This is a genomic window from Paenarthrobacter sp. YAF11_1 (assembly GCF_052113445.1).
In the GTDB taxonomy this organism is placed as follows: Bacteria; Actinomycetota; Actinomycetes; order Actinomycetales; family Micrococcaceae; genus Arthrobacter.
Window position 1 is genome coordinate 239,764 of the sequence record NZ_JBFRDF010000007.1, and the last position, 15,108, is coordinate 254,871.

Annotated in this window: 18 protein-coding genes and 1 pseudogene; 7 read left to right on the plus strand and 12 right to left on the minus strand. The window is 62.1% G+C overall.

Annotated features, from left to right (window positions below):
* The first annotated feature begins 55 nt into the window (after nt 1–55).
* The gene (locus AB4Y77_RS13345) at nt 56–349 is read left to right on the plus strand and encodes a DUF503 domain-containing protein (protein ID WP_311211371.1); all 294 of its coding nucleotides are present in this window, start codon (nt 56–58) and stop codon (nt 347–349) included.
* Here the strand turns inward: AB4Y77_RS13345 and AB4Y77_RS13350 are convergent.
* Nucleotides 346–987, minus strand: a complete 642-nt coding sequence (locus tag AB4Y77_RS13350; protein WP_442014283.1) for a GntR family transcriptional regulator — start codon at nt 985–987, stop codon at nt 346–348. The two genes, AB4Y77_RS13345 and AB4Y77_RS13350, sit on opposite strands and share 4 nt — an antisense overlap.
* Nucleotides 988–1,207: 220 nt before the next feature.
* Between AB4Y77_RS13350 and AB4Y77_RS13355 the strand changes: the two genes are divergently transcribed.
* From AB4Y77_RS13355 to AB4Y77_RS13380, 6 genes are read left to right on the plus strand one after another with little or no spacing between them, the layout of a single operon-like run.
* Nucleotides 1,208–2,575, plus strand: a complete 1,368-nt coding sequence (locus tag AB4Y77_RS13355) for an MFS transporter (protein WP_442014284.1) — start codon at nt 1,208–1,210, stop codon at nt 2,573–2,575.
* On the plus strand, nt 2,572–3,366 hold the full coding sequence (locus tag AB4Y77_RS13360; protein WP_442014285.1) for a carbon-nitrogen family hydrolase: 795 nt from the start codon (nt 2,572–2,574) through the stop codon (nt 3,364–3,366). Before AB4Y77_RS13355 ends, AB4Y77_RS13360 begins: the two co-directional genes overlap by 4 nt.
* Nucleotides 3,367–3,401: 35 nt before the next feature.
* Nucleotides 3,402–4,088, plus strand: coding sequence for a DUF2848 family protein (locus AB4Y77_RS13365; protein WP_442014286.1), 687 nt, complete (start codon nt 3,402–3,404; stop codon nt 4,086–4,088).
* Nucleotides 4,085–5,557: a 4-hydroxyphenylacetate 3-hydroxylase family protein gene (locus AB4Y77_RS13370; protein ID WP_311211376.1), complete on the plus strand. Its 1,473-nt coding sequence runs from the start codon at nt 4,085–4,087 to the stop codon at nt 5,555–5,557. Before AB4Y77_RS13365 ends, AB4Y77_RS13370 begins: the two co-directional genes overlap by 4 nt.
* A 2-nt stretch (nt 5,558–5,559) precedes the next feature.
* Nucleotides 5,560–5,931 (plus strand): cupin domain-containing protein, encoded by a 372-nt coding sequence (locus tag AB4Y77_RS13375; RefSeq protein ID WP_442014287.1) that lies wholly within the window; start codon nt 5,560–5,562, stop codon nt 5,929–5,931.
* A 1-nt stretch (nt 5,932) separates the two neighbouring features.
* Entirely contained in the window at nt 5,933–6,457 is a 525-nt protein-coding gene (locus AB4Y77_RS13380; RefSeq protein WP_311211378.1) for a flavin reductase family protein, read from the plus strand.
* A gap of 60 nt (nt 6,458–6,517) precedes the next feature.
* Here the strand turns inward: AB4Y77_RS13380 and AB4Y77_RS13385 are convergent, their stop codons facing one another.
* The 11 genes and pseudogenes from AB4Y77_RS13385 to AB4Y77_RS13435 all read right to left on the minus strand — a co-directional run.
* Entirely contained in the window at nt 6,518–6,838 is a 321-nt protein-coding gene (locus AB4Y77_RS13385; RefSeq protein ID WP_311211379.1) for a putative quinol monooxygenase, read from the minus strand.
* Between the two features lie 169 nt (nt 6,839–7,007).
* Complete coding sequence (locus AB4Y77_RS13390) at nt 7,008–7,901, minus strand: carbohydrate ABC transporter permease (RefSeq protein WP_311211380.1); 894 nt, start codon at nt 7,899–7,901, stop codon at nt 7,008–7,010.
* The gene (locus AB4Y77_RS13395) at nt 7,901–8,917 is read right to left on the minus strand and encodes a carbohydrate ABC transporter permease (RefSeq protein ID WP_311211381.1); all 1,017 of its coding nucleotides are present in this window, start codon (nt 8,915–8,917) and stop codon (nt 7,901–7,903) included. Before AB4Y77_RS13395 ends, AB4Y77_RS13390 begins: the two co-directional genes overlap by 1 nt.
* A 5-nt stretch (nt 8,918–8,922) precedes the next feature.
* The gene (gene ngcE, locus AB4Y77_RS13400) at nt 8,923–10,332 is read right to left on the minus strand and encodes an N-acetylglucosamine/diacetylchitobiose ABC transporter substrate-binding protein (RefSeq protein ID WP_311211382.1); all 1,410 of its coding nucleotides are present in this window, start codon (nt 10,330–10,332) and stop codon (nt 8,923–8,925) included.
* 176 nt (nt 10,333–10,508) lie between these two features.
* Nucleotides 10,509–11,135: a hypothetical protein gene (locus AB4Y77_RS13405; protein WP_442014288.1), complete on the minus strand. Its 627-nt coding sequence runs from the start codon at nt 11,133–11,135 to the stop codon at nt 10,509–10,511.
* A 96-nt stretch (nt 11,136–11,231) separates the two neighbouring features.
* Entirely contained in the window at nt 11,232–11,642 is a 411-nt protein-coding gene (locus AB4Y77_RS13410) for an MmcQ/YjbR family DNA-binding protein (RefSeq protein ID WP_311211384.1), read from the minus strand.
* 63 nt (nt 11,643–11,705) lie between these two features.
* Complete coding sequence (locus tag AB4Y77_RS13415; protein ID WP_442014289.1) at nt 11,706–12,605, minus strand: polysaccharide deacetylase family protein; 900 nt, start codon at nt 12,603–12,605, stop codon at nt 11,706–11,708.
* Nucleotides 12,606–12,668: 63 nt separating this feature from the next.
* The gene (locus tag AB4Y77_RS13420) at nt 12,669–13,094 is read right to left on the minus strand and encodes a CoA-binding protein (RefSeq protein ID WP_442014290.1); all 426 of its coding nucleotides are present in this window, start codon (nt 13,092–13,094) and stop codon (nt 12,669–12,671) included.
* A gap of 82 nt (nt 13,095–13,176) precedes the next feature.
* Nucleotides 13,177–14,085, minus strand: coding sequence for a hypothetical protein (locus AB4Y77_RS13425; RefSeq protein WP_442014291.1), 909 nt, complete (start codon nt 14,083–14,085; stop codon nt 13,177–13,179).
* Nucleotides 14,082–14,636 (minus strand): RNA polymerase sigma factor, encoded by a 555-nt coding sequence (locus AB4Y77_RS13430; RefSeq protein WP_442014295.1) that lies wholly within the window; start codon nt 14,634–14,636, stop codon nt 14,082–14,084. The genes AB4Y77_RS13425 and AB4Y77_RS13430 overlap by 4 nt, the downstream gene beginning before the upstream one ends.
* Before the next feature lie 305 nt (nt 14,637–14,941).
* Nucleotides 14,942–15,108, minus strand: a pseudogene (locus AB4Y77_RS13435) (HNH endonuclease); the annotation flags it as partial.

Genomic DNA, 15,108 nt, shown 5'->3' on the forward strand with positions numbered 1-15,108 from the left:
AATATTTGATCAAGAACACGGCGCCTCCGGCCCTCACCTGCGGTGATAATGAACCATGTGGATCGGCTGGGTTGAATTCGATGTCCTTTTGGGCGACGTCCATAGCCTCAAGGAGAAGCGCTCCGTGGTGCGCCCGTTGGTGGCCGAGCTCAAGCGGCGCTTTGACGTCTCAGCTGCGGAGACCGGGCTCCAGGACCAGCATCGGCGCGCACTGATTGGCGCTGCGCTGGTGGCCCCGGACCACGCCCACCTTCAGCAAGTGCTCGACGCCGTTGAACGGTTCGTGGCTGCCCGGCCGGAGTTTGAGCTGCTCAGTGCGCGGCAGCGTGAGCTGCACAGCGAGGACTAGTACCCGATAACTGCCAGGCGGGTGGAATCCAGGTGCGCGTCGATTGCTTGGTGCGCTGCGTCGAGGCTTCTGCTGCGGAGCGCGTCCACGATCAATTGGTGTTCGCGGAGGACGTCTCCGGCGCGATCCGTGCCTTGGGTGACGGCTTTGACGCCGATCCTGAGTTGTTTTTGCCGGAGTGAGGCGTAGAAGTCGGCGAGGACGGGATTGCCGCCTGCACGGACCATGAGGGTGTGGAACTCGGTATCGAGCTCGATGAACCTGGCGGGATCATCCCGGGCTTCCTGCTGCTGGTCGATGACGTACTGGAAGGCATCGATCTGGGCATCCAGCATGGTTTCCACAGCAGAGACGGCCCACTTTTCCACCACCGACCTGGCTTGCAGGATGGCGCGGACATCGGGGTCGGAGATGGGTGGCACATAGGCGCCCTTGTGCGGGATCCGCTTGACGAATCCCTCAGCTTCGAGGCGCAACAGGGCTTCCCGCACGGGTGTTCGTGAGGTACCCGTGGTCTTGGCCAGGACTCCCTCGTTCAGGAAAGTTTCTTCCTCTCGGGGCAGGGCTGCGATGTAGCTTTTCATCCACTGGTAGGCCACTTCTGGCTGCGACTGTGCAGTGGGGGTCATCTGGATCATGCAGAGCCTTTCTCGCGTAGCCCAGTATACGAGTTGCATTCAAGACTGTTCGGGACGTTCCTGAAAACTTCTTCCTCAAATATAGACAGCTTGTATACAACTCGTCTACAGTGTTGTTCAGTGACTCCGCTCACGCATCGGAAATACCCCAATTTTCCTGGGGGCCCGCGGCCCGACTCACCGGAAGCTCCGCGGCTCCCACTCGCAAAGGATCCCCACAATGACCGATTTGAAGAAAGCAGAACTGAGGCAACAGAAGCACTCCAGCTTGCCCGTGGTGGCTGCTTCGAGCCTGGCCGGCACGGCCGTCGAGTGGTATGACTTCTTCCTCTATGGCACCGCCGCAGCGCTGGTATTCAACAAGCTCTACTTCCCCACCGACGATCCCATGGTGGGCACCATGCTGGCCCTCGGCACCTTCGCTGCCGGCTTCCTGGCCCGCCCCATCGGCGCCATAGTCCTGGGGCACCTTGGCGACAAGCACGGCCGGCGCGCCACGCTGGTGGCCAGCTTGATGCTCATGGGCGTCGCCACCACCCTCATTGCCTTCATCCCGTCGTACGCAGCGATCGGCCTCGCAGCACCCCTGTTGCTCCTGCTGCTCCGCTTGATCCAAGGATTTGCCCTCGGCGGCGAATGGGGCGGCGCTGTCCTTCTCGTCTCCGAGCACAGCAATGAAAGCGCCCGGCGCGCGTTCTGGGCTTCATGGCCCAACATGGGCCCGCCCCTCGGCAACCTGATGGCTGCCGGCGTCCTGGCCATCCTCGCCGCCACTATGCCGGAGAGCGAGTTCCTGGCATGGGGCTGGCGAATTGCGTTCGGATTGTCTGCCCTGATGGTGGTCATCGGCCTCATCCTGCGCCTCTATGTGCAGGAAACCCCGCTGTTCAAGGAAGCACAGCGGAAGCGCGAAGCCGAGGGCAACAAAGAACGGAAGATGCCGTTGACCATCCTGTTCCGCCGCAATTGGCGAGAGATCCTCATCGCCACCGGCAGCCGGATGGGCGAGAACGCAGGCTTCTACATTTATTCGCTGTTCATCATCACCTACGTCACCCAGATCATGGGGCTGCAGCGGCAAACAGGCCTCACGGCCGTCATGATCGGCCAGGGCGTGGCCGTGCTTGCCATTCCCATCCTGGCGCTTTACGCAGACAAGGTAGGCCGGAAGCCCATCCTGATCGGAGCGTCGATTGCCACCATGGTGTGGGCCTTCGCGTTCTTCGCCCTGCTCAATACCGGACAGACCTGGGGAATCATCGCAGCTGCCGTGGGCGGCCTGCTGATCTTCGCGGCGTACAGCTCGGTGATCGGTGCGTTCTTCTCCGAACTCTTCCCCACGGACGTCCGGTACAGCGGCACCTCAGTGGCCTACAACCTGGCATCGCTGATCGCCGGTTCGTTGTCACCGATCATTGCCCTGGCCCTCTACGGTGCTTTCGGCACCGGCTACGCGATCGGCATCTACCTCGCCGTCATGGGCCTGATCTCCATGGTCTCGGTGATGTTTGCCAAGGAAACCAAGGGATTGCGCCTCAGCGACCTGGACAAGGATCCACACGGCGCACCGGAAAAGGAAAAAGCATGAAAATCGCACTCGTCCAGGTAGCCAGCCCGGACTCCGAAACCCGCGAAGACCGGATTGACCGTGTGGAAGACATCCTTCGGGGCATCAACGGCGCCGAACTGATCGTCCTGCCGGAGCTGTGGAGCGCGGGCTACTTCCACTTCGACGAATACGAGGCCTTGGCGGAGACGCTCACCGGCCCCACGGTGACCATGTGCTCACGGGTAGCCAAAGACCTTGGGGTATACCTTCATCTCGGCAGCATCATCGAGGGGGGCGACGACGGCCGGCTCAGCAACACCTCCATCCTGCTGGGACCGGACGGCAGCGTGGTCCACACGTACCGGAAGATCCACGTCTTCGGGTACAAGTCCAAGGAGGCAAGCCTCCTCACCGCTGGATCTTCCCTTCCCGTAGCTCCCCTGCCTTTCGGGTCCGTTGCAGGCATCACCTGCTACGACCTCCGCTTTCCAGGATTGTGGATGGAGCTGAGCGACCGTGGCGCGGAGATCGTGATCGTTCCAGCATCCTGGCCCGCAGCCCGGCGGGAGCACTGGCGCCTGCTCACCACGGCCCGGGCTGTGGAGCACCAAATCTTCGTGATCGCCTGCAACGCCGCAGGCAGCCAGGAAGGTGTGGAACTCGGCGGGCACAGCCGGGTGGTGGATCCCGCCGGCAACGTCCTTGCCGAAGCGGACGCCGGGGAATCAGTGCTCCTGGTGGACATCGATCCCCTGCAGGTCCAGGCAGTCCGCAGCGAGTTCCCCGTCATCGGAGACCGCCTCGACGCCTACGACACACTGACCGTTTAGAACCAAGCCCGTTGAAAGGCATTCAAGGAGACGGAATGGAAACAACAAGGCAAGTCCCGCTCACCTTCCAGGTGGTGGGCACAGAGAAGACCATCGTGGTCACGGAATTCCACGGAGTGGTGGCCGGCTACACAGGCCGGGACCCGAAGGCAGTCCAGCACCACATCGATGAGCTGGCGGCCATCGGAGTGGCTCCACCACCAGAGGTCCCCATGTTCTACCGGATGGACTCGGACCTTTTCGAGACCTCCGGTGAGCACGACACCACCCAGAATCTGACCTCCGGTGAGATCGAGCCCCTCTATATCCGCCACAACGGCCAGTACTACCTCGGCATCGGTTCGGACCACACGGACCGCGACATCGAGGCCCAGGACATCGGCGATTCCAAGCGCGCCTGCCCCAAGCCTGTCGCAGCCCAGGTCATCGAAGTGGAGTCGCTGGAAGACCTCGACCTCGACCAGTGCACCGCACGCTCGTGGGTGGACGGCGAGTTGTATCAGGAGGGTTCGCTGAGCGGCCTGCGCAAGCCGGCCGACGTCGTCGAGCGCCTCCTGGAGCGTACCGACATTGGCGACGCCGACTTCATGTGCCTTGGTGGCACGCTGCCGTTGCTGGAGGGGAAGTTCATCGATGGAACTTCCTGGAAGTTGGAGCTCTCCTTCCCGAATGGGACCACAATCGAACATAACTACAAAATCAAGAAAGGCTCACTTCGATGAGAACCGGTAAGCAGTATTTGAAGTCCCTGAACGACGGCCGGACAGTGATCCTCGATGGCGAGGTGGTCGGCAACGTCCTGGAACACCCGGCCTTCGCGAAGGTTGCCCGGACCATGTCCGAGCTGTTCGACATCGCAGCCGATCCCGCCAACGGAATGCAATTCCACTCCGAGGAGATCGACGGACCGGCCAACCGGACCTTCGCCGCTCCCCGTACCCAGGAGGAACTCGTCCTTCGCCGCCAGGCAATCGAAAAGTGGGCCAAGCACACCCACGGCTGGGTTGGCCGCAGCCCGGATCACGTCGGTACCTTCTTCGCCGCGTTCGGTTCCCACCCGGATGTGTTCAAGAATGATGAGCGGGACTTCGCGGGCAATGTGGAGCGGTACTACAAGAAGATCCTGTCCGAGAACCTGTACCTTTCCTACGCGATCATTCCCCCGCAGGTTTCCCGCGCAACCACAGCGTCCGGTTGGGAAGGCGAGTACCTGCAGGTCGGCGTCGTGCGTGAAACCGAAGAGGGCATTGTTGTCCGCGGCTCGCAGATGCTCGCCACAGGCGCCGCGATCGCCGACGAAGTCTTCGTCACCTGCATCAAGCCCTTGGGCCCGGACGACGTTGACTTCGCCGTCAGCTTCGCCATCCCCGTGGCCACCGACGGCCTGAAGCTCTACTGCCGCCGCCCGTTTGCGCCGGCTGCTACCAGCGACTTCGACTACCCGCTGACCAGCCACTACGACGAACCGGACGCGCTGGTGGTCTTCGATGACGTGCTCATTCCTTGGGACCGCGTGTTCATCAACCGGAACATCGACACCCTGCGCCGCCAGTTCTTCGACACCGGCGCCCACGCCCTGGGCAACTGGCAGGCCCAGATCCGGTTCTCCACCAAGCTGAAGTTCATCGCCTCAGTGGCCCGCAAAGTGACGCAGGTGAACGGCACGGACAAGATCCCCGGCGTCCAGGAGAAGCTCGGCGAACTCGCCGCAATCGTGCAGTCCGTTGAGTCAGCGGTTCTCGCCGCGGAATACACGGCAACAACGGACGACGCCGGCATGAGGGTTCCCGGAAAGAGCGCACTGTATGGGGCCATGGGCTTGCAGTCAGAAACGTACCCCCGCGTGATCTCGATCCTCAGGGACCTGGTGGGCGGCGGCGTCCTGCAGTTGCCGTCCAGCATTGCCGACATGACCAGCAGTGTGACCCGGCCGGACATGGAACGCTACGTCCAGTCCCCCGGCGTCAGCAGCGAGGACCGCGTCAAGCTCTTCAAGCTCGCCTGGGACATCATCGGGTCCGAGTTCGCCGGCCGCCACCAGCAGTACGAGATGTTCTACGCCGGTGCGCCGTTCGTTGTCCGCGGCGCCTACACCTACCGGAACTACGGCTATGACGCGCTGGTAGCCGAACTGGACACGTTCCTGGGTTCCTACAGCATCGACGGCGCTACCGCATCGGAGGGGATCTGACCATGGCAAAGCCCGAATTCGAGTTCACCCCCGTATCCTCGGTGGACTTCGCACCCTGCAACCCGCACATCGAGGGCCTGTCGGAGGCCATCCTCGCCCGCGACTCGGACAACGACAGCGTCACCCGGGTCCTCAAATTCGAGCCCGGCACGGACACGTCCCCCAACGGCGTCCTGACCCACGATTTCTGGGAAGAAGTGTTTATCTTCGAGGGCTCGTTCGTGGATCAGCGTCTCGGCAGGACCTTCACTGCGGGAGATTGGGCCACCCGTCCGCCGGGGATGGAACACGGTCCGTGGGTCTCGGAGAATGGCGCAAAGATGTTCGAAGTCCGGTACTACACGGATCCGGCACCAGCGGAGCGGAGCAACTGACATGAGCCTGGCACCAGCCTTCACCATCCCCGACGCCATGGGGATGCGCCGCGCCATGGGCCGTTTCCTCACCGGCGTCGCCGTGGTCACCACCCAGCACGAGGACGAGCAATACGGGATGACCATCAGCTCCCTGACCTCCATCAGCCTGGAACCACCCATTCTGATGATCTCCCTGAACTTCGGCACCCGGACCGGCGAAGCACTGCTGGAGAGCGGCAAGTTCGCGGTGTCCATCCTCGGCGCAAAGCAGGAGTCCGTGGCCCGGCGGTTCGCCGTCCGGGGCGGGGACCGCTTCGGCGACGGCGATTTCGACATCACCGACAACGGTCTTCCGGTCATCAAGGGCGCCCTCGCCCAGGCGGACTGCAGCGTGGTGCAGCAGTACGACGTCGGCGATCACCAGGTCTTCTTCGGCCAGGTCACCACGTGCCGGGACCGGGACGGCGAAGTGCTCGCGTTCAAGGCAGGCCGCTTCGGCTCGTTCAGCGACTTCGGCCATGCCGAGATTCCCTGGATGTTCTGAGGAGTAGCGTTTAAACAGGCGGTGCCGGGCTCAACGAGTCCGGCACCGCCTCTTTCTTTGCTACGCGATGGTCAGCTCACCCATGCGGTCCCAGCCGCTGCCCTCGAACTGCCGGCTGATGATGTGCGGCGTCTCCACGAGGGCCTGGGGCATGTCCGCCATGGCCTTCTTGAAGTGGGCGCTGTTGACGTGGGCTTCGGCGGCATCGTCCTGGAAGGCTTCCACCAGGACGAACTCGTTGGGGTTATCCACGCTGCGGGACCAGTCGAACCACAGGTTCCCGGGCTCGGCGCGGGTTGCTTGGGTGAAGTCTCCCACGAGATCCAGCCAGCGCTCGGACCAGTCGGGCTTGACGTTGAACTTGACCACAATGAAGATCACGGGCTGTTGCCTTTCGTTGCACTACAGAATCCGTTCCATCCTGACAGAGTTTCTGTACAGGAGATGCCCTTAACCGGCCTTCCAAAGGGCGGGAGCTGTACAAAAACTCGACGGCGGCCCGCACCATGGGTGAGGACCGCCGTCGAACGCTGTTTTTAGCGTGGATGTGCTACTTGGATGTGCCCTGCGAAACGGAACCCTGCAGCTGACGCTGGAAGATCACGTAGACAATGAGCACCGGGATGACGGTGACGCTGACGGCTGCGAACAGCGCGCCATAGTCCACTGCGTAGCCCATCTGGCCGGCGAACGCCGCGAGTTCCTGGGACAGGACGCGCGGGCCGGCGGCGTTGATGGACACCGGAATCAGGAACTGGTTCCAGAGGCCCAGGAAGTTGAAGATGGCAACCGAGGCGAGGCCCGGCTTGGCCATCGGCAACATGACCTGGAAGAAGGTCCGCCACTCCCCTGCGCCGTCAAGGGCTGCTGCTTCGGTGATTTCGTGCGGCAGCGATTTGAAGAAGGAGAAGAGGAAGAACACCGTGAACGGCAGGGCGAAGCCCACGTACACCAGGATCAGGCCTGGCAGGGTGTTCAGCAGTCCCATGTTCTTCAGTACGAAGAACAACGGCACCATGGCAAGGAAGATCGGGAACGTCAGCCCGGCGAGCATCAGGTAGTAGATGGCCCTGCTGCCGCGGAACGTGTACCGGGCCAGGACGTAGGCACACATCGCGCCGAGGACCATGACGATCACCAGGGCGACAGCCACCACCAGCACCGAGTTAAGGAAGGCACTTCCGATGCCGGCCTCACTCCAGGCCTTGATGTAGTTATCCAGCTTCCATTCCGCCGGCAAGGCGAACGGCGAGGCAAAAATCTCGCTGGACGTCTTGAACGATGACATGAACGTCCACAGCAGCGGAAGGATGACGATGAGGGTCCAAATGGTCAGAGCCGTGTGCGAAACGGCTCCCACCACTTTGTCGCCCGTGGTTGTTGCCGGTTTCCGCGGTTGGAAGTGCAGGGACTTCATTTCCGGAGTCGAGAGTTTGGTTGTCATTACAGGCTCACATCCTTGTCGCCGCCGGTGAGCCGGTTGACCACGAACACCAGTCCGGAGAAGATCAGCGTGGCAATGGCGAGGACAACGCCCATGGCGCTTGCGAGACCGAACTGTCCCTTGCTGAAGGCGGTGAAGAACAGTTGCTGCGCCATCACCAGCGTGGAGTTGTCCGGGCCGCCGCCAGAATTCAGCGCGGCCATGTAGACGAACGCGTCAAGGGCCAGGATACCCATGTAGATGTAGGCGGTCTGTATGTTGTCGCGGATCAGCGGGATGGTGATGGACATTGCAGTGCGGAAGCGTCCCGCGCCGTCGATCCTGGCGGCTTCGAAAAGCTCGGCGGGAATGCCCTTGATGCCGGCCACGAACAGGACCATGTAGAAGCCAACGAAGCCCCAGACGATCACGAACATGGTGGCGATCATGGCGGTGTTCTTATCACCCAGCCAGGCGAAATCCTTGAACTGGTCCAGCCCCATCCCGGTGAGGATGCCGTTCAGCAGGCCACCGGAAGGATCGTAGATCTGCCCCCACATGATGCCGATGGCGATTGCGGGGATGGTGTACGGGAAGAACGAGACAACACGGTAGAAGCTGGAGTTGCGCAGACCCTTGATCTGGCCCTTGCTGCTGCCCCCGACGGTCACCAAGGACGCGAGCACGAGGCTCAGGATGATGGTGATGATCGGGAGGAAGATGACCAGGAGGATGTTGTTTCCCATGGCCTTCATGAAGATGTCGTCCGTGAAGATCTTGCCGTAGTTCTCAAGTCCGATGAAGTTCTGGGTGGGCGAGAACCCGGACCAGTCCGTCAACGAATAACCGAAGGCCTGCACGAACGGCCAAATCACGAACAGGAGATAGATCGCCAGCGGCAGTCCGAGGAAGACCGCGAAGAAACTGACCTTGTCCCACGTCAACGGCTTCCGCCGCCGCCTAATCACTTGCGGTGGAGCCGGCGCCGGAACGACGGCGGCCAGGCCGTCGTCGTTCCGGCTCTGCTGAGTTTTCACTGACGTCACTTCACTTCGATCTTCTTGACCGAGCTGTCGTTGCGGACCTTGTCGGTGATGTTCTGCAGCGCGGAGGTCAGGGTTGCAACGTCCGACTTGCCGTCCAGGAAGGAGTTCCAGACAACCAGCTGGTCCTTGTTGGTGCCGTACAGGTCGATGAAGTTCCAGGTGTAGATGTTCTCACCGGCATCGCTGAGCAGCTTGGTCTGCGAAACCAGCGCCGTGGAACCGAAGCCGTCAGCGGGAACGGTGTCCTTGACGATGGTGGGAGCCAGCTTGGTCTTGGCGAAGTTGGTGGCAGCTTCCTTGGAGAGCATGACCCGGAGCATTTCCTTGCCACCTGCGGCGTTCTTGCCCTGCGTCGGAACAATGAACGGTTCGCCTGCGGCACTGTGCAGGGATTCGTACGGTTTCTTGGGGCTGGAGCTGACGGAGGGAACCGGAGCACCCATCATGCTGAAGCCGGACTTGGTCTGGTCCTTCATTTCGTTTTCGATCCACGAACCCGACGGGTAGAACACGGCTTCCTGGGCGTTGCTCCACTGTGCCTGTGCGGCCGTGAACTGGGTACCGGCGCCACCGGGCTTGAAGAAGCCGGCCTTGACGATCTTGTCCAAAGCGGTGAAAACGGACTGGACGGCCGGGTGCGACCAGCAATCTGCCGTGAGGTTCTCCAGGCCGAGGCGGACGTCGTCGCCGCCTTCCTTGATAGCTGAGGCGATGGCCATTTCCTGGTAGTACGTGGCTGCTTCCTTGCCCCAGAGGAACAGGTACTTGCCCTTGGCCTTGGCTTGCTCGCCGAGCGCGTACATCTCATCCCAGGTCTTGGGAACGGTCCAGCCGTTCTCCTTGAGCAGGGCGTCTGAGTACCAAACAGCGAACACGGTCAGGACGTAGTTCAGTGCTGCAAGCTTGCCGTCGAACGTGCCCGGAGCCAGTACGCCTGTGTACAGGGTGTCCTTGATGACCTTGCCTTCAAGGTTCTTGGCCTCCACAACGCTGGTGAGGTCTTCGAGCTGGGCAAGGATGGTGCTGAAGCCGATGGACTTCGCGCCGGAGTTGTCGATCAGGTCCGGCGGGTTGCCACCGACGAAACGCGGCTGGAGCTCCTGGGCGATGTCCGTAGACGGGGAAATCTTGGCCGTGGAACCCTCATGCGTCTTCTCGAAGGTCTTGCCTGCGAACTCGACGTAGTCGATCCCGTAGCCGCCCTTGAAGATCACGGCGTCTACTGTGGACTTGTCTGCCATGCCGAACGGGTTGGTGTCAGAGACGGTGCCTGTGGGGCCGGCGGTGGTGGTGCCGCCACCTGCGGCGCATGAAGCAATGGTTCCCCCCATGGGCACGAGCACGGCTGCAGCGAGTGCTCCGCGCAGGAATCCACGGCGACCGACGGACTGGTGCTGAACGTTCATTTCTAAACCCTCCAGTGACTCGTAGTGTCGACTGTTGCGGCGGGAAAGCCGTTCAGTCAGACAGTCTGGGTTGGCGCTCTGGCAGCACCAACCTTCTGTGACATAATTCACCACGAATGATCGAAAATCAATATTTCGCGGCAGTTTCGATCAACATTTGTCAAAGCGTGATCTTTCTACGGGCCTTCGGCGAGGGCCTTCCCGCACTCCGTGATGGCCTCCCTGGCCAAAGCCTTCTGCCCCTCGGATCCCAGTCGTTCCGCCCATTGTTCGGCCAATTGGAACTCCACCATGGCCTCCGTGAGCCGCTTTTTACCGCTAAGAAACGTGCCGAGGCTAACGTGCAAAGCAATCATCCAGCGCTTGGTTCGCTCATCACGGGCTGTCGAGGCATATTCGAGGGCACTTCGCATCCAGACCTCGGCGTGCGCGGCATCCGCGAGCGAGAGCATGTGCAGTGCATCGACGGCCAGGAATTCCTCACCAAGGTGGTCCCCCAACTCGGCAGCCTGCTCCAGAAGGGGAACGGCCATGGCGGGGCGTCCGCCGGCATTCAAAACCCGTCCGCGCTCCAGGAGGACGCGCACGCCTACGGTGGGCTCGTCGTCGTCGATGTCATCCAGAAGCGCATCGGCTTCCTCGAACCGGCCTTGCAAACTGATGGCCCGCCCAAGCTGGGTTGCCAACTCAGCGCGTTCGTCGGCGTCGTACATTTCCTCGATCATCGCGGCGCGGAATCTGGCTTCCGAGGCAGCAGGATCGCGAAAGTTCCATAGGTGGTCCAGTGTTTTCTGATCCAGCATCAAACCGCTCCTGACCAGCCCGCAGCTGAGGTCGTTAGGTATGCAGTATCAATCTAGCCCCATGTCAGCACCGTGGGGAGGGTGTGCGCGGGCGTGTCAGTTGCCCTGCGGTTTTGCGAGCCGCGCCCAGCCGAGTTGCTCTTGCTGCTTGCGGCTCAACGTGGCCACCACCAGGTCATAGGAGTCCTCCACCATGTCCCGCACCATGTGGTCGGACAGGGTTCCATCCAGGCGGACACCGTTCCAATGGGTCTTGTTCATGTGCCAGGCACCCGTGATTTCGGGGTTCGCTGCCCTGAGCTGCTCCGCCAGCGCGGGCTCGCACTTAAGGCTCACGGACCAGTTGTCCGGATCCATCGTGGAGAGGGCGAACATCTTCGCCTCGTGGCGGGCACCACCGGCGACGGCGGCACGCACCTTGAACACGGACGTCTCGGGTCCGAAGGGGAAGTCTTCGAAAGCGCCGGGAAAGCCCAGGCAGATGTCGCGGAGGGTGGAAACGTCCATGGAGCGAGCCTACTGGTTTGCGGCGGGGCGTGGCCCCATCTCCGCCACTGCCTCAACCAATGACTACGCCACGCCCAGGAAGTCCTCCAGCAGCACCACTTCCAGCCCCGCAGCCAACTGGGCCGCGCGGAAAGCAGCGAGGTCGGCCGCGAATTCGGCTCGGAAATGCATGAGCACAATGTCACCCGGGCGCAGGGAGTTCCCCACTTGATAGTCCATCTTCCCCGCGTTGGCCTTGGCTTCCCAGGTGACGATTGCCTTCATGCCCGACGCCGCCACGGCCTGCCGCATCACGTTGGAGTAGGCCCCTCCAGGCGGCCTGAACAGCGTGGGACGGCGGCCGTAGTGCTGGAACGCGTACTCCTGCATTCCCACCATGTCGTTCACCTGCTGCTGGTAACCCCACTGCCGGACCATGTTGATGTTGTGCGTGACCGTATGGTTCTCAATCAGGCTGCCTTGGGCCTTGAAGGCGTTGAAGAAGGCCGGGTTCTCCGCCACGGTGTCCTTGGTGAGGAACAGTGACGCGGGGTAGTCGTACTCCGCCATCAGCTTCACGGATTCCGGCGTCTTAATATTGCCGTCATCGATGGTAAGGAACACCACCGGGTGCTTGGTTTCTATCTTGCTGATCACCGGTGCAAGGCCGCCCACGATCGGCGGGAGCTGGTAGTCCGGGATGAACGTGCGCCGGATGCGCTTGGTGGTGGTGGGCGTCTGGGTCGGCGTCGGTGTCGGCGTCGGCGTCGCGGACGACGTCGGAACCTCGCCTCCGACGCCCAGCGCACCATTCGGCCCCGGCACCTCGTGCGGCCCGGCAGTGCCAGTGGGCGACAGCACCGGCGTCGAACTTTCAGGCGCAGTACAAGCCGTCAGGCCGGCCACAACGGAAGCGCCGAGTATTCCGAAAGCGGCCCGTCTGCTGGGAGTGGAAAATGGCACCGCAGAATGGCCGCCGAACATGGCTGTCCCCCAAGACTCAAGAAATGATTCAGCTGAAATCTAGCAGATGAATCGGGCCCGGAATCACAAGCCGAAGTGCCAGCCTTCGCGCGCCGGGCAGGAGTTCACTACCACTTCGAGGCCCGCGTCCTTGGCACGCTGGGTAGCTTCGTCATCGAATACGCCCAACTGGAGCCACACGGCCTTGGCGCCGATGGCAATCGCCTGGTCGATCACCGCGCCAACGCGCTGGGAGTTGACGAAGCAGTCAACAACGTCGATGGGATGCCTGGCTGCCGGAATATCCGCCAAGTTCTCATACCCCTTCTCGCCGTGCACGTCCTCGCCCTTGAGATTTACGGGAATGATTTCCATGCCCATCGTGTCCCTGACGTAGAGCGAGACCTCGTACGCGGAACGCCATTGGTTGGTGCTGAGGCCCACGATTGCCCACGTGCCTTTTGTTCGCATCAGGCGTTCTACGACAGCCGGATCGTTGACATGCATCATTCCCCAAGCCTACTCCCGCTCACCGGCAGGCATCCTGGCCGAATATTCTGCATCTTCCAATGCCGCTGAGGCTGCTGCGCGCCTAGCGGTGACCCTGCTTCAGCCACTTCTTCCACTTGTCCATCACGGCCTGGAACTGTTCTTCGGTGCGCGTCTCAGACACCGGAGGAAGAAGCGGTCCCTGCTTACTGCTGGTCTCGGGCCTTGTCGGCTTTCCGGTGTCGTTTTTTGACGCTTCACCCCTAAGGGCGTCCGCGCCCTGCCGCCTGAGTTGGTTCGCCTTGGCCTGCGGATCCTGGGCTGCGCCCTCAAGTGACTTGTTCGGCTTGGCAGTTCTTGGCTGGGCTGCGCTTGCGTCGGTGCCCGAGTCGGCAGCGCCCGAGTCGGCAGCGCCCGAGTTGGCAGCGCCCGCGTCGGCAGGCTTCGGTGCAGGCACTGCCGGGACGGGCGCCTGTGCCTGTGCCTGTGCCTGTGCCTGTGCCTGTGCCTGTGCCTGTGCCTGTGCCACATTATCGGCGGAAGCAGCCGCGGGCGCGGGGATGGATGAAACTTCCGAGGTAGGTGGAACTGCCGCGGGGTCGGCGGCGGGAGCCCGTTCCGTGGTGACCCGGGGAGCGTCGGGCGACGGCAGTTCGGGTGCCGCGACTGGTGGCTGCGGCTGGAAATTGCTGATGAGTTGGTTAATGAAGGGAGGGTTGCGGGTGAAGCCCGAGCTGGCCGCGGCGACGCCGCTCACCCCAAGTCCCATTGCAGCCACTACCGCGATGCTGACCACTGCGGTCCGGTGCTTGTGCCGCCAACGACGCTTGGACAGTTCATCGTGCGGGCCGGCGATCATGGCAGCGAGCTCCGGGCTGGGAGCGGGAGCCGGAAGGTTGGCAAAGGTACCCAGCGACACCAGCGCTTGGTGGAGGTCTGAAGCGTCGGCGAGATCGGCGTCGAGCAGGAGCTCGTCCACGATCGCTTCGCGTTCTGTATCCCTGTATGTCATGGCGACACATATTCCTTTACTGCCGAATGCTCACGGAGCGTAATGAGGGCCCGGCGCTGTAATTGCTTGACCGCGCCAGCGGATTTCCCCATGATGTCGGCTACCTGTTCAACCGTCAGGCCGGCCACGATGCGGAGATGCAGGACCTCCCGTTGGTCGTCGCCCAGGTTGTCCAGAAGCGCCGCAACCTCATATGGCGCCAGCCTGGACAAGGCTTGGGCCTCTGCAGAGCTCGATTCGCGCGTATCCCGTTCGGGCTCGAACTCGTGCTGTATCGGCGCCCGGTTTTGCTTCCGGTGCTCATCCACCATGCGTGCATGGGCCACCGAGAAGATGAAAGTCCGCAGTCCATTGACACCACCGCTGAGCTCGTCGAGCCGCGGCAACACCGCCAGGAACACGTCCTGTGTACTTGCTTCAGGATCGGGCACGCCTTTGGCTGTCAGATATCCGAGGACCTGGCCCGCGCAGGCCTGGTAGACGGCGCTGAACAGTTCCGCGGTATTGCCCTTGAGCGCGTGAAGCGCTTCGTCGGTCAATGCGTCGGTCACAATGGTGGGACTTTCGATCGGCGGCAGGTCCGTGGCTTTCGGCCAGGTCACCCGCCTTTGCACGACGGAGGACCTCACCAAGGGTAGCTGCTCTGCCGGGCCATCCCCAGGGAGGACCCGCTTGTCCGGGAAAATCTGATCGGGCAAACTGCTCCGGACAAGGAAGAGCCGAGCTGGAACATGATGGGGGACAAATTCCAGCTCGGCCCTTTCACAGACGTAATCGACGAGGCACGCCAAAGGGTTACGCGGGGTACAAACTTTTTTTGAAAACTTTTTTTGAGGGCTGTTCCGGCTTCCCCGCATCACGTTCTGGATGGGCTGTGTCCGGGTAGTGGCGGGGCTTTGGATTGGTAGGTGTGTCCGGTGGGTGTGCTGATGTTCAGGGTGTGGGTGTCGGCGGGCATGGTTGCTGCGGGCAGGGCTTCTGCGGTCCAGCCGGGGTTTTCTTTGGTGTGGTTGCAGGCTTCGC

Coding starts and splice junctions, on each gene's coding strand:
- AB4Y77_RS13350 (WP_442014283.1), bottom strand. CDS start 987: ATGATCCAGATGACCCCCACTGCACAGTCGCAGCCAGAAGTGGCCTAC.
- AB4Y77_RS13355 (WP_442014284.1), top strand. CDS start 1,208: ATGACCGATTTGAAGAAAGCAGAACTGAGGCAACAGAAGCACTCCAGC.
- AB4Y77_RS13375 (WP_442014287.1), top strand. CDS start 5,560: ATGGCAAAGCCCGAATTCGAGTTCACCCCCGTATCCTCGGTGGACTTC.
- AB4Y77_RS13410 (WP_311211384.1), bottom strand. CDS start 11,642: ATGGACGTTTCCACCCTCCGCGACATCTGCCTGGGCTTTCCCGGCGCT.
- AB4Y77_RS13345 (WP_311211371.1), top strand. CDS start 56: ATGTGGATCGGCTGGGTTGAATTCGATGTCCTTTTGGGCGACGTCCAT.
- AB4Y77_RS13420 (WP_442014290.1), bottom strand. CDS start 13,094: ATGATGCATGTCAACGATCCGGCTGTCGTAGAACGCCTGATGCGAACA.
- AB4Y77_RS13415 (WP_442014289.1), bottom strand. CDS start 12,605: ATGTTCGGCGGCCATTCTGCGGTGCCATTTTCCACTCCCAGCAGACGG.
- AB4Y77_RS13405 (WP_442014288.1), bottom strand. CDS start 11,135: ATGCTGGATCAGAAAACACTGGACCACCTATGGAACTTTCGCGATCCT.
- AB4Y77_RS13360 (WP_442014285.1), top strand. CDS start 2,572: ATGAAAATCGCACTCGTCCAGGTAGCCAGCCCGGACTCCGAAACCCGC.
- AB4Y77_RS13365 (WP_442014286.1), top strand. CDS start 3,402: ATGGAAACAACAAGGCAAGTCCCGCTCACCTTCCAGGTGGTGGGCACA.
- AB4Y77_RS13380 (WP_311211378.1), top strand. CDS start 5,933: ATGAGCCTGGCACCAGCCTTCACCATCCCCGACGCCATGGGGATGCGC.
- AB4Y77_RS13370 (WP_311211376.1), top strand. CDS start 4,085: ATGAGAACCGGTAAGCAGTATTTGAAGTCCCTGAACGACGGCCGGACA.
- AB4Y77_RS13425 (WP_442014291.1), bottom strand. CDS start 14,085: ATGACATACAGGGATACAGAACGCGAAGCGATCGTGGACGAGCTCCTG.
- AB4Y77_RS13390 (WP_311211380.1), bottom strand. CDS start 7,901: ATGACAACCAAACTCTCGACTCCGGAAATGAAGTCCCTGCACTTCCAA.
- ngcE (WP_311211382.1), bottom strand. CDS start 10,332: ATGAACGTTCAGCACCAGTCCGTCGGTCGCCGTGGATTCCTGCGCGGA.